Annotated in this window: 14 protein-coding genes and 1 pseudogene; 6 read left to right on the top strand and 9 right to left on the bottom strand. The window is 69.1% G+C overall.

Going from position 1 to position 11,244, the window contains the following annotated elements; all coding sequences use genetic code 11:
• Positions 1–31: 31 nt before the first annotated feature.
• Positions 32–442, bottom strand: coding sequence for a bacterial transcriptional activator domain-containing protein (locus OG381_RS44290; protein WP_327721652.1), 411 nt, complete (start codon positions 440–442; stop codon positions 32–34).
• A 44-nt stretch (positions 443–486) separates the two neighbouring features.
• Here OG381_RS44290 and OG381_RS44285 point away from each other — a divergent pair.
• The 3 genes and pseudogenes from OG381_RS44285 to OG381_RS44275 all read left to right on the top strand — a co-directional run bounded on the left by OG381_RS44285 (position 487) and on the right by OG381_RS44275 (position 2,495).
• Positions 487–1,067: pseudogene (locus OG381_RS44285) on the top strand (NUDIX domain-containing protein).
• Positions 1,068–1,203: 136 nt separating this feature from the next.
• Positions 1,204–1,623, top strand: coding sequence for a VOC family protein (locus OG381_RS44280; protein WP_327721651.1), 420 nt, complete (start codon positions 1,204–1,206; stop codon positions 1,621–1,623).
• A 296-nt stretch (positions 1,624–1,919) separates the two neighbouring features.
• The gene (locus OG381_RS44275; RefSeq protein WP_327721650.1) at positions 1,920–2,495 is read left to right on the top strand and encodes a dihydrofolate reductase family protein; all 576 of its coding nucleotides are present in this window, start codon (positions 1,920–1,922) and stop codon (positions 2,493–2,495) included.
• Here OG381_RS44275 and OG381_RS44270 read toward each other — a convergent pair.
• Together OG381_RS44270 and OG381_RS44265 are read right to left on the bottom strand one after the other, a co-directional pair.
• Positions 2,477–3,187, bottom strand: coding sequence for a helix-turn-helix domain-containing protein (locus OG381_RS44270; protein WP_327721649.1), 711 nt, complete (start codon positions 3,185–3,187; stop codon positions 2,477–2,479). The two genes, OG381_RS44275 and OG381_RS44270, sit on opposite strands and share 19 nt — an antisense overlap.
• A gap of 69 nt (positions 3,188–3,256) precedes the next feature.
• Positions 3,257–3,694 (bottom strand): glutaredoxin domain-containing protein, encoded by a 438-nt coding sequence (locus tag OG381_RS44265; RefSeq protein WP_327721648.1) that lies wholly within the window; start codon positions 3,692–3,694, stop codon positions 3,257–3,259.
• 17 nt (positions 3,695–3,711) lie between these two features.
• On the opposite strand from OG381_RS44265, the gene OG381_RS44260 reads away from it, so the two are divergent.
• Together OG381_RS44260 and OG381_RS44255 are read left to right on the top strand one after the other, a co-directional pair.
• Positions 3,712–4,005, top strand: coding sequence for a DUF7677 family protein (locus OG381_RS44260; RefSeq protein ID WP_327721647.1), 294 nt, complete (start codon positions 3,712–3,714; stop codon positions 4,003–4,005).
• A 7-nt stretch (positions 4,006–4,012) separates the two neighbouring features.
• Positions 4,013–5,035: an LLM class flavin-dependent oxidoreductase gene (locus OG381_RS44255; RefSeq protein WP_327721646.1), complete on the top strand. Its 1,023-nt coding sequence runs from the start codon at positions 4,013–4,015 to the stop codon at positions 5,033–5,035.
• Between the two features lie 410 nt (positions 5,036–5,445).
• Here OG381_RS44255 and OG381_RS44250 read toward each other — a convergent pair whose 3' ends face one another.
• From OG381_RS44250 to OG381_RS44235, 4 genes are all read right to left on the bottom strand, one after another.
• Positions 5,446–6,033, bottom strand: coding sequence for a TetR/AcrR family transcriptional regulator (locus OG381_RS44250; RefSeq protein WP_327721645.1), 588 nt, complete (start codon positions 6,031–6,033; stop codon positions 5,446–5,448).
• Between the two features lie 247 nt (positions 6,034–6,280).
• The gene (locus OG381_RS44245; protein ID WP_327721644.1) at positions 6,281–7,096 is read right to left on the bottom strand and encodes an oxidoreductase; all 816 of its coding nucleotides are present in this window, start codon (positions 7,094–7,096) and stop codon (positions 6,281–6,283) included.
• 499 nt (positions 7,097–7,595) lie between these two features.
• Entirely contained in the window at positions 7,596–7,994 is a 399-nt protein-coding gene (locus tag OG381_RS44240) for an MmcQ/YjbR family DNA-binding protein (RefSeq protein ID WP_327721643.1), read from the bottom strand.
• Positions 7,991–8,386, bottom strand: coding sequence for an MmcQ/YjbR family DNA-binding protein (locus OG381_RS44235; protein ID WP_327721642.1), 396 nt, complete (start codon positions 8,384–8,386; stop codon positions 7,991–7,993). The genes OG381_RS44240 and OG381_RS44235 overlap by 4 nt, the downstream gene beginning before the upstream one ends.
• Before the next feature lie 111 nt (positions 8,387–8,497).
• On the opposite strand from OG381_RS44235, the gene OG381_RS44230 reads away from it, so the two are divergent.
• Positions 8,498–9,451: a helix-turn-helix domain-containing protein gene (locus OG381_RS44230; RefSeq protein WP_443061990.1), complete on the top strand. Its 954-nt coding sequence runs from the start codon at positions 8,498–8,500 to the stop codon at positions 9,449–9,451.
• Between the two features lie 124 nt (positions 9,452–9,575).
• Here the strand turns inward: OG381_RS44230 and OG381_RS44225 are convergent, their stop codons facing one another.
• Together OG381_RS44225 and OG381_RS44220 are read right to left on the bottom strand one after the other, a co-directional pair.
• Positions 9,576–10,007 (bottom strand): YybH family protein, encoded by a 432-nt coding sequence (locus tag OG381_RS44225; protein ID WP_327721640.1) that lies wholly within the window; start codon positions 10,005–10,007, stop codon positions 9,576–9,578.
• Between the two features lie 80 nt (positions 10,008–10,087).
• On the bottom strand, positions 10,088–11,068 hold the full coding sequence (locus OG381_RS44220) for an alcohol dehydrogenase catalytic domain-containing protein (RefSeq protein WP_327722714.1): 981 nt from the start codon (positions 11,066–11,068) through the stop codon (positions 10,088–10,090).
• Positions 11,069–11,244 lie beyond the last annotated feature (176 nt).

Here is an 11,244-nt window from a genome sequence, read left to right as displayed (position 1 = left end):
TCCGACAGACAGGACGCAACGCCCTCGCTCTCTACCGTTGCAGCCGCTTGAGCAGCTTGCGGGTGCTGGGAGAGGGGGTCGCGTCGATCTGGGCCAGTGCTGTCTCGCAGCCCTGGAACGCGGTGAGGACTCCGTCGTCGTCGCCCAGCGCGTTCGCCGCACGCATCCATACGCGCCAGGCCACCTCGCGGAACGGGTCCATTGCGGTTGCCTCTTCGCACAGGCGGACGGCGTCGCCGTACTGGTGCAGTTGCAGAGCGAGGTCGGCCGCCGACGAGAGGGCGTCGGCGGCTTGGCGCGACAGTGCCCGGCGCCGTTCCTCGACCCACTGCGAGGTGCGGTCGGGCAGGTAGTCGCCTTCGTTGCGGGAGGCAGCCCCTCGACCGCGGGGCTTGCCGGCGGGGGCACGCCCAGCTGCCGGCCCTGCCCAGGACCAGCACAACGTGAGCTTTCTGCCGGAGTAGTGGAGTGCCCCCGCCGGGACCGATGGCCTGCCCCTCTGGGCATTTCGGTCGGGTGTCAGTGGCGTCTGGGACTGTGTGCGTCGTGGATGAACTCGTGGAACGTGTCGATGCTCAGGACCGAGTGCTGGGAGTGATCAGCCGGACGGAGGCCGTCCGGGAGGGCTGGCTGCATCGGGTCGGCGTCGTGGTGTGCCGCGATGGGCGAGGTCGCTTTCTCGTCCATCGGCGCGCCGAGCAGCTGTCCCGTTTCCCAGGGCACTACGAGCTCGGTGTCGGGGGCGCTGCGGGAGTCGGCGAGTCCTATGAGCAGGCCGCTGCCCGCGAGGTCGGTGAGGAGCTGGGGTGCGGGCGACAGTGTGCCTTCGGTTCAAGTTCCTCAACCGGGGTGGACTCAGTCCTCACTGGCTCGGGGTGTGCGATGCCACGCTTCCGGAGGTCGGCGCCCCCGATCCGGCAGAAGTGGCCTGGCATGGGTGGCTGACCGAGTCCGAGCTGCGGCGGGCTCTGCAGCAGTGGACCTTCACTCCCGATAGCCAGGAGATTTTCGGTCGGTACCTTGCATGTCGCGCTGCCCCGACGTCTTCGCCGCGAGGATGTTCATGAGCTGGGGCAGAGCGAAGAACTCGCCGGTTCGGAACGAACCAGCCTCTCTGGTGACCTGATGCTGCGTCAGGATGTGTGCACGGCAGCCCTTTCGCCAGTCCACTCCCCCTCACAGCCCCCGTACAGTGGGCCAACCATGCCCGGACTCTTCGGAATCAACCACCTGACACTGTCCACCACCGACCTCGACCGGCTCGTGGCGTACTACACGCAGCTGCTCGGCGCAGCGCTCGCCTTCGAACGCGCCGCAACGTCTTCTGATCCACGTATCGCGGTTCTCGATGTGGGCGGAGACGACCATCTCATGATCGTCGAGACCGCCACCGCCCCCGCGACCGGCCTCGACCCCCTCCAGAAGGCAGGATGGGGGCTGCGCGTGGGATCCCACGCGCGCCTGTGTGAGGTCCACGCGCACATCCTGGCTGCCGGGTGGCCGGTCGGTCCGATCGAGACACTGCCCACCCAGTGGACGATGACGGCCCGGGACCCCGACGGACGTCCCGTGGACATCCGGGTCCACCGCCCGCGCACCCCGTCACCACAGCCCACCGACTGACCACACGCCCAGCAACAACGCCCCTCTGCCACAGCGTCAGAGGCGCGTCCAACCCAGGGCATGCCGCCTGCTGGGCAAGGTACCAGCGGCCGGAGGACGGACGGTGCGCCAAGTCGGCCGCGCCCCTGCTGCCGCCCCGACGGTCATCGCGTAGCGCCGAAGCGGCTGCACCACCACAGGTCACACATGACGTCCCGGAGCCGTCACCCACGCGATGTCGTTTCCGTCCAAGACTCCTGTCCCGGCCGCGATCTAACCTCATCCCAGAAGCTCGGCCCGTGATGAGGAGACAGCAGATGCGTACCTTGGTCTACACCGGATTCATGTCGCTCGACGGCGTTCTGGACTCGCCCGGCGGGCCCCAGGAAGGGCACCGCAGTGGTGGCTGGGTGGTGCAGGACCTGGAGTTCGTCCCGGAGGCCTGGTCGCTGAAGGGCGAGGAGCTTTCCGACACGACGGCGCTGATGTTCGGCCGCCGCAGCTATGAGGCCTTCGCGTCGGTCTGGCCCGCCTCGGAGGACCACGCCTCCTACAAGGAGCTGCCCAAGTACGTGGTGTCGAGCACGCTGTCGGACGACGCCCTCGTCGATGGGTGGGGGCCGACGACGATCCTGCGCACGACGGAGGACATCGCGAAGCTCAAGGAGAGCGAGGGCGGCTCCATCTACATCCACGGAAGCGCGGAACTGGCGCGCCGACTGTCGGAGGCGGGCCTGATCGACCAGTACAACCTGCTCGTCTTCCCTGTCCTGCTCGGTGCCGGCAAGAGCCTGTTCCACCGGGCCGACCGTGACAAGCAGATGCTGTCGCTGCGGGAGTCGGCGAGCTACTCCAACGGGATCATGAAGCTGATCTACGACGTCAAGCGCTGATCCAGGTCGAGCGCGATCGCCCCGCCGATGCCGTCCCGCAGTTGTCCCACGGTGCGTCCCACGTAGGTGCGCAGCGCCCGGGCGAGGTGCGGTTCGTCGAAGTATTCGAGCTTGGCGACGACGTCGGCGGCCGTATCGCCGGACGCCAGCAGCTCCGCCGCCGTACGGGCCCGCTCGATCTGCCGGACGGCGCCCCGCGTCAGGCCGGTGGCTGCTCGGAACCGGCGTTCGACGGTCCGTCCCGACACGGCCGGCTCGTGGCCCCGCAGGACATCGGCGACGAGCGGATCACGCACTACGATCCCGGACTTGACCAGTCGCTCCACCAAGGCCTCGGCGTCATCGGCGCCCGGGGTCTCCCAGCGCGCGCCGTCCAGCCGGAACGTCCGGTGTGTGGTGTCGGGGAGTTCGACGCCGCCGTCCACCAGCTCCGGCGTGGGCAGGACCCGCAGCGAGGTGCCCACGGCGAAGTCGATGCCGGTGAAGGCAGCGCCTTCCGGGACGGGTGCCGTGCTGGTCCGGGTCTCGGGGCCGGTGACGGCCGCGTAGGGCCGGCCGTCCTGCTCCCAGAACACCAGTCCCCAGCGCACCCCCGCAACGGATGTCATCGCCGTGACCTGCTCGCTGGTGCACGTCCATACGCTGTCGACCCACGGCGAGTTGGACCGACGTATCTCGAAGCGCAGCTCCACGAGCGCAGAATACGCCGCGCGGGGCTGTGGGCACCGGTCGGCAGCCGCTCATGAGAAGTGCCTTTCTGATCACGCGGACGAGGCGAGCTGTTCGCGTACCCATGCGGGATCGGGGTTGGTGTGTGGCCGGCCCGCGACGACGACGGTCGGTACTGTCTCGTTGCCGTTGTTGGCTGCCCTCACCGCCGCGGCTCCCGCCGCGTCGCGCCAGATGTTGACCCAGTGCAACTGGCGGGCGCTGCGGCCCAGCCGGATACGCAGTCGCATGCAGTACGTGCAGCCCGGCCGCCAGAAGACGACCGGCCGGCCGTCGACCTCGCTGCGACGTTGTGCCTCCCGCGCACTGATCGACCTCGGGAAGATCAGGGGCGAGCTGACACCGGCGAGCGCGAGGAACGCCAAGAGGAGGGCTGAGGCTGTGCCAGGGCTCCCCTCGGAGATCAGGTCAATCGCGACGGCTGAGCCGCAGAGCACAAGCAGCATCGGCAGGATCCAAACGCGCATCATGGTGACGCAGGCTATCGATGAGTCGAAATGCCGGGTCGGTGGGCCAGCCGATGCTGGAAGGGATCGACTACCGGGAGGAGCTGCGCGAGTCGCCCTCCCAGATGGAGATCTGCGTCGCCATCTTCGCCAACGTCCTCGAACGGAATGAGCGGGGCGAACCGGTCAACGAGAAGTACGCGGAGCGCCGGGCCGCAGCCTGGCTCCACCGGTACTGCACCGGCGAGCTGCCACCAGGGGAACCGGACATCGAACCGTGGGAACGCCCCCCACCGTGGTGGATGCCGGGAATGAACGCCGACCTTGATTGTTGAAAGCGGTATGAAAAAGATCGGGTTCCTGTCCTTCGGCCACTGGACGCCATCGCCGCACTCACAGACGCGCTCCGCGGCGGATGCGCTCCTCCAGGCGATCGACCTCGCAGTCGCCGCGGAGGAGCTGGGCGCCGACGGCGCGTACTTCCGGGTCCATCACTTCGCGCGGCAGTACGCCTCGCCTTTCCCGCTGCTCGCTGCCATCGGCGCGCGTACCAGCCGGATCGAGATCGGCACCGGCGTGATCGACATGCGCTACGAGAACCCGCTGTACATGGCCGAGGACGCGGGCGCCGCGGATCTCATCTCCGGTGGCCGACTCCAGCTCGGCCTCAGCCGGGGATCCCCGGAGCAGGTCATCGACGGCTGGCGCCACTTCGGGCATGTGCCGTCCGAGGGGATGACCGACGGCGACATGGCACGCGCCCACACCGAGCGCCTCCTCGACGTGCTCAAGGGCGAGGGGTTCGCGGAGCCGAACCCCAATCCGATGTTCTCCAACCCGCCGGGGCTGCTGCGTGTCGAGCCGCACTCCGAGGGCCTCAGGGACCGTATCTGGTGGGGATCGAGCTCGAACGCCACCGCGGCGTGGGCGGCCACACTCGGGATGAACCTGCAGAGCTCCACCCTCAAGGACGACGAGAGCGGCGAACCCCTGCACGTCCAGCAGCGCAAGCAGATCGAGGCCTACCACGACGCCTGGCAAAAGGCGGGCCACAGCCGCCGGCCGCGGGTCTCGGTCAGCCGCAGCATCTTCGCCCTCGTCGACGACCGCGACCGCGCCTACTTCGGCCGCGAGTCCAACTCGAAGGACCAGATCGGCTACATCGACGCCAACACCCGGGCCATCTTCGGCCGCTCCTACGCCGCCGAGCCCGACGCGCTGGTCAAGCAGCTCGCCGAGGACGAAGCGGTCGCCGCCGCCGACACGCTGCTCCTCACCGTGCCCAACCAGCTCGGAGTCGCCTACAACGCCCACGTGATCGAGAGCATCCTCACGCACGTCGCTCCCGCACTGGGCTGGCGCTGACCACAACGACAGCGCGCGCTACGGGACAGGGGACCGGCCGGTGCCGTCGTACGGGCTCAGGCGCCACGCGCCCGAACGTCTCGTCCACCGGCCTGGTCGCCTGTTGTCCCCGAGGGACCTGAACGGGCGGCTCACGCGGACCACGGCCGCGCGGTGACGGGGACCGTCTGGGTATCGGTCCGGGGTGGCGTTTCGGCGCCCAGGCTCTCCCGCTTGGCAACTTTGCGCAGGGCGACGCCCAGGTGTCCGGCGCAGGCTCGGGTGCTCATGCGCAGCGCGGCACGCAGAGGCCTCGCTGCATCTCGGAGCATGATGGCGCCCGGATCGGGATGTCTTCACCGGAGTCCCCCTGGGCTGGGAGCGTCGTCTTCAGCATCCCCGCATGAAACACAGGTCACCGACTCAAGCGATCAGTTGTGCCGTTCGGCGTCTATCAGTGCGAGGGCGTTGCGGATGCCTTGTTCGAGGAGTTGGTCGGCGAGTTGGCGGTCGGTCAGGGCGCGGGAGAGTTGGAGGGTTCCGGCCATCATGCCGAGGAGGCTGAGTGCCGTCAGGCGTGCCGAGGGTGGGTCGTGGGGGGCCAGGCGGGCGGCGAAGCCGTCGATGAGGACGAGGGCGCCGTGGGTGTAGGCCTGTCGGGTGGGGTCGGTGGAGCGGGCGATCTCGTCGAGGAGTGCGGCGTTGGGGCAGCCGTCCTCGATGGTGTCGCGCTGCTGGGGTGAGAAGTACCAGCGGATGATCTGTTCGAGTCCGGCGCGGCCGGGGGCGGCCTGGGCGACGATGTTCGCGTGCTGGGCGCGCATCTGGTCGGCGACCGCGGTGGCGACGAGGTGGTCCTTGGAATCGAAGTAGGCGTAGAAGGTGCCGCCGGTCAGGCCCGCGTCCTTCATGAGGGTGGCGACCCCGGAGCCGTCGATGCCGTCCCGTTTGAGCCGACGGCCCGCCGTCGCGATGATCCGCTGCCGCGTCTCCTGCTTGTGTTGTTTCGCGTACCGCACTTTTACATTCCTCCCCACCGTCGGTGATGTAAGCCGGTCACCGCGGATCGCGGACGTGGAGGGCGAGGCCCACCGCGCTGGTCAGGACCGCCTTGCGGGTGCCGTTGGGGCTTCCTGTCGGTGGCCGCGGTGGCAATCGCTTTGGCGACGAGGGCGGGTCCCTTGTCGGTCTTCAACGCCTCCGCGCTCACCTCGTGGAAGACGCGCCGTCGCCTTCGGACGGGTTCGGGCAGGCGAAGGGCGAGGGTCAGTTCGGCATCCGGTTGAACCTGCGGACGATGCGGTCGAAGACCCGGGCCGGAAGGACGCGGTGGAACACGCTGATGCTCGCGGCCGTAGAGCCGGCGGTGCGCCGCAGCTTCGGGCTCCGGTCGGTGGCCGCCGCGACGATCACCTTGGCCACGGTGGCGGGATCGTCGCCGCCGCTGGTGTTCTTCGCCAGCACCTCGTCGAAGGTGCGCCGTCCCGACGCGTAGAGCGGCATCGGGGTGTCGCCCTGCACGCTGTGGTCCCCGAACGGGGTGTTGATCGGGCCGGGCTCGACGAGCAGGATCCGCACGCCGTGCTCGCGGACCTCGTGGTCCAGCGAACCGGAGTAGCCCTCGACCGCGTGCTTGGTCGAGGTGTAGATGGCCATGAACGGGCTGGGGACGAACCCGCTGAGCGAGGAGACGTTGATGACGCGTCCGCGGCGTTGAGCGCGCATGTGCGGCAGGACCGCCTTGGTCATCCGCATGATGCCGTAGACGTTGACGTCGAAGACCTCCTGCGTCCGGGCGACCGAGAACTCCTCGGCGGCACCGTTGGCGCCGACGCCGGCGTTGTTGACCAGGACGTCGATGCGCCCGAACCGGTCGATCACCTGCTTGACCACGGAGGCGACCGATTCGTCGCTGGTCACGTTCAGGTCGAGGTAGGCCACCCCGGCGGGCGCGGTGACTCGCGCGGCGTTGCGAGTTGTTCCGATCACCTCGAAGCCCGCCGCGGCGAAGGCGCGGGCCGTTTCCTTGCCGATCCCCGATGAGGCACCTGTCACGAGCGCCACCGGCCGAGTTGTCGCCATCACTGTCTCCCCTGCTTTGCATTACGATCGTATGTCTTACGTTCGTACGACCATAGAGTGGTCGTCGGCCGATGGCAAGTGGTCATGCCCGGCGATCAGAGAAGGATCTGAGGGAGAGGGGGCGACTTTGGCGGAGCACCGGTCTCGGCCGGTGAACGGCGTGGGTGCACGGCGTGCCGACGTGTGGGTCCCTGCGCCTTGATGTTCCGTCCATCGTCGAAGGCCACAGGCGTCTGCGCATGTCGGCGGGCACGGTCCGTACATGGCGGGGCGACGCGGCCTGACGTGTTGACGCGACCGGAGCTCGGGACGGCGATGGCGCGCGGCCTCTCATGGCGTTCCCCCGCGGTGGACTGCCTTGAGGCCATCGGCGGAACTTCCGCGGCTCAGCCGCGGGCATCTCGGGCGCGCCGCGCGCGACACCCCGACCACTTCTGAAGGCGCTGGCGCCTCCCCCGCAATCGGAACCTCGGTCAGGACTCTGGTCGCACAGCCGACCTCACTCGCTGTCAGTCGCGGCCTTGTCAGAAGCCGGCCCATGCGGGCGCTCGCTGTGTGGCAAACCGTCGACGACCAGGTCGTAGGCGTGCTCGACCGCGTCACTGATCAGCTGCTTCGTGACGCCCCGCCCGGGCCCCAGCGTGACCCAGTGCCTCTTGTCGAGATAGCGGCCCGGGGTGATCGAGGCGTAGCCGCGCTCCAGTGCCCGCGCGTGCTCGGGCTCGCACTTGACCGTGATGATCTGTTCGTCCGGGTCGTCGGTGACGATCAGGAACACCTTGCCCGCGACCTTGTAGACGTCGAGTCCCGGGGTGAAGGGGCGGCCGTGGCTGACGTCGCGCAGGGCGAGGGCCGCCTGTCGGGCGGTGTCCTGGAGGCGGTCACCGGCCGCGCTCACCGGGCCGCCCGTGTGCTGGTGCCGTAGGTGTGCGGGTCGACGGGCCGCTCGGCTTTGGGCAGGTGGGCGACGACGAGCAGGTAGGAGTCGGTGACGAGCTCCCTGACGAGCCTCTGGTCGACGCCTGCACCGCCCTCCAGCGTGATCCAGTGCTTCTTGTTCATGTGGTAGCCGGGGGTGATCTGGCTGTACTGCTCCCGCAGGGCGTGGGCTTCGCCGGGGTCCGCCTTGAGGATCACGACGGGGCGCCCGGGCACCTCGGTCATCAGCATGAACACCTTGCCTCCTACCTTGAAGACCTCCCAGTCCGGGCCGAAGGGATGTTCCAGCTTGGTCCGGGGAAGTCCCTCCGCGCACTCGGCGGCGAACGTCTGCAGGGTCGTTCCGTTCATGAGCGTTTCCCTTCTCGGGTGGTGGCGGGCAAAGGCGTCCGCCATCGGCGCGGACGGCACCCTCCAACCATTCCGGCGACGCGGGCGAAACGGCGGGTAAACTGCGGACACGTGATGGTCAGCAAGCGACACTCCAGGCAGCCTGCCCGCGTCGGACGCAGCGGGCAGGCCGGTGAGGCATCGGTTCCGCTGTACGGCTTCCAGCCCCCGGTCGGCACTCCGTACGGCCTTGAGGTGAGCACCGTCGAGGACTTCTTCGCCGAGCACGACGACTGGCCGTGGAACCCGCCCCGTCCGGGCCGTGCCACCTTCCACTACCTGATCCTCGTCACCGAGGGCGAGCTGCTCCACGACGTCGACCACGTCACGCGGACCGTCGCCGGCGGCCAGTGGCTGTGGGTCCGTCCCGGGCACGCGCAGTGCTGGCATCCACCAGGTGCCGTACGCGGCTTGTTCATCCTGTTCGAGCCGGACGTGCTGACGTCCGACGCCGCCCGTCTGCTGGCCCCGCTCACCGCGCACGAGGCCCCTGCCGTACTGAGCCCGCACCCCGACGACGCGGACTGGCTGCGGCAGACGGCGCTCCAACTCCTGGACGAACACCGTGCGTTGGGGCGGCGCCGGCTCGATGTCCACCACGCCCTGCGGCGCAGCCTGCTCGAATCGCTGCTGCTGCGCCTTGCCAACTCCCCGGATGTCACCACGACCGGCGCGACTGAGGACGGCACGGGCCGCCGGGACACCTACGCACGGTTCGTGGACGCCCTGGAGCTGCACTTCCGGGAGCTTCACCGGGCTGCGGACTATGCCGAGTTGCTCGGATGTTCGGTTCGTACCCTCAGCCGCGCGGCCCGGGATGCCGTCGGCAAGGGGGTGCGTGAGGTCATCGACCAGCGGCGGCTGCTCGAAGCGCGGCGGCTGCTGGGAGGGGCCGGTTGGGACGCCCGGACTGTGGCCCAGAATCTCGGGTTCACCGATCCCGCGAACTTCGGCCGCTTCTTCCGTGGCCACACCGGTCTCACCCCGGCCGCCTTCGCGGCCCGCGAAGCCGGGCCCGGCATGTGAGGCGGGCGCGGCACAAGCTTGCGCTTCCCGGGCCGAGCGATCCTCGGGCCGTCGAGGGCGAGCGAGGACTTGCCCGAGCCGCAGACGCCGGCGATCGCGACGAGCTTGCCCGGGGTTTCCCCGGTCAGGACGCGATCGCGTCTGTCGCGGTCTGGGCGAACGCCCAGTTGGAGTGCACGATGCGCCACTCGCCGTCGGTCAGCCGGTACGCCTCGGTGGCGTTCCAGGCGCGCAGCTGCCGCTCGTTGCCGTTGTCGTCGAGCACGTAGGTGTCCAGGTTGTAGGCCAGGACCGCGAAGTCACCGCCGTCGCTGACGTGCACAACGGGGTTCAGGTACTCGTTGCGCACGATGTGCGGGTCGGAGTAGATCGCCTCGATGTGGGCGATGGTCGCGTCACGGCCGACGATCAGGTCCTTTTCGATCGGGTCGAAGTAGCTGATGTCCTCGGCGTAGTTGTCGAGGTAGCCGCGGTTGTCTCCGACGCTCCACCGCTCGTTGAAGGCCTTCTCCAGTTCCAGGATGGTCTTGCTGATTTCTTCCTTGTTGACGCCCATGACAGTTCCTTTCGTGCGTGCCGCGGTCGGCCGGCTCCGACCGGCGCGGATGGGGGGTTCTCAGCGGGTGGGTGTGTTTCTCAGTCGTCGAGGAGCACCACGTGCTTGCCCGGCGTCGTGCCGGCCTCGACGTCGGCCTGGGCATCGCGAACCTGTTCCAGGCCGTGGTGGACCTTCGCGACCGGGGCCCCCAGCCGTCCGGCGGCGATGTCTTGCAGGTGCTGCTGGAACACCTGCGGGGGCAGGTCGGTGGCCCCGCCCGCGTAGCTGGTCAGCCGCACCCCGCTGGGGATCATGAACGGGGTGAAGTCGGGGATCGTCCACTGGCCTGCCAGGGCTCCGGTGAAGCAGACGGTGCCGTGGCGGCGGACGGTACGGAAGGTGTCGGCGAGAACCGAGCAGCCCACCAGTTCCAGTGCGGCGTCGACGCCGTCCGGCATCAGCTCGCGCACCTCGTCGGCGATGGTGCCGTTGTCGACCAGTGGGTGGTCGACACCGATGGCCCGAAGTTCCCCGGCCCGATCCGGGCTGCGGGTGGTGGACAGCACGGTGGCTCCGAGGTCCTTCGCGATCGTGGCCGCGCTCAGTCCGACCGTGGAGGTGCCGCCGCGGATCAGCAGCGTCTGCCCCGCCTGCAGACCGAGGCCCGCGGCGAGGGAGCCGTAGGCGGTCTGGAACATCTCCGGCAGCGCGCCGACCACTTCCCACGGGAGGCCCGTCTCGAACGGGATGACCTGCCTCGCGGGGACGGTCATGTACTGCGCGTACGAGCCGTCGAAGGACCGGCCCATGCCGCCCATCATCGTCGCCACCTGCTGCCCCGGGCGCAGCCCGCTGCCCTCGTCGGCCTGATCGACCACACCGACGCCCTCGATGCCGGGAATCCGCGGGTAGGTGACCTCCGCGTCGGACTCACCCTTTCGGGTGGTGACCTCAGATTCGTTGACGCCGAACGCCTTCACCTTGATGCGCACCCATCCGGGCTGCGGCTCGGGCATCGGCACCGTGGTGACCTGAAGGGCGTCCAGGCCGCCGGGCCGAGTGACGACGACCGCTCGCATCGTCGCGGAGCCGACGTCCGCAGACGCTGCACGCTTGTCCATGCCAGTTCCTTACCTATCGAGTACGACCCGCGGGGTCGCCATCGCCACGTTGCGGCCCGGCCCTCGGTGGGGTGGTCGCCGCGGCACCTCTCGATCTTCTGTCGGCATTCGGCGAATCGCTCCGTCAGTTGCGG

Origin of the sequence: Streptomyces sp. NBC_00490 (assembly GCF_036013645.1) — a bacterium.
GTDB lineage: Bacteria > Actinomycetota > Actinomycetes > Streptomycetales > Streptomycetaceae > Streptomyces > Streptomyces canus_F.
This window is presented reverse-complemented; position numbering and strand designations above follow the sequence as displayed.